We start from the raw sequence: 644 nt of genomic DNA, 5'->3' as shown, positions 1-644 counted from the left end.
GCAGATTAGCACGCCCTTCATCGCCTCTGACTGCCAGGGCATCCACCGTGTACGCTTAGTCGCTTAACCTCACAACCCGAAGATGTTTCACTTCTGATTGCGAAAATTTGAGAGACTCGAACACACCGTTTTTCTTTTCTTATTACGGAGAAAAGAAACAGTGCGTCGTTTCAATTTTCAGCTTGATCCAGATTTTTAAAGAGCAAAACTTCGCAGTGCACCTTTTCAGGTACACTCTGAAGTTTTCTTGTTGTCAGCAGTAAAGTATGGTGGAGCTATGCGGGATCGAACCGCAGACCTCCTGCGTGCAAGGCAGGCGCTCTCCCAGCTGAGCTATAACCCCATCGTAATTGCAAATCTCGTTACCGGTATTCTTTCTGAGACAGGGCGTTTTGCAACGCAGGTCCAGGATGAATTTGGTAGGCCTGAGTGGACTTGAACCACCGACCTCACCCTTATCAGGGGTGCGCTCTAACCACCTGAGCTACAAGCCTGCAGAGATTTCTTACTGCTTTATTTTCTATCAGACAATCTGTGTGGACACTGCAAGGCAGGTTCTTTCAGGTAAGGAGGTGATCCAACCGCAGGTTCCCCTACGGTTACCTTGTTACGACTTCACCCCAGTCATGAATCACAAAGTGGTA

At 48.1% G+C, this 644-nt stretch carries 2 tRNA genes and 1 rRNA gene; all 3 read right to left on the bottom strand.

The annotated features are described in order from the left end of the window. Positions 1-267: 267 nt before the first annotated feature. A tRNA-Ala gene (locus KW828_RS21655) sits at positions 268-343 on the bottom strand. A gap of 74 nt (positions 344-417) precedes the next feature. Then, a tRNA-Ile gene (locus KW828_RS21650) sits at positions 418-494 on the bottom strand. 71 nt (positions 495-565) lie between these two features. Then, positions 566-644, bottom strand: a 16S ribosomal RNA gene (locus tag KW828_RS21645); the annotation flags it as partial.

The organism is Enterobacter sp. ENT03 (assembly GCF_019218745.1).
Classification (GTDB): Bacteria; Pseudomonadota; Gammaproteobacteria; order Enterobacterales; family Enterobacteriaceae; genus Enterobacter_D.
The sequence above is the reverse complement of the archived record's forward strand: the minus strand, read 5'-3'. Positions and strand labels throughout refer to the sequence as shown.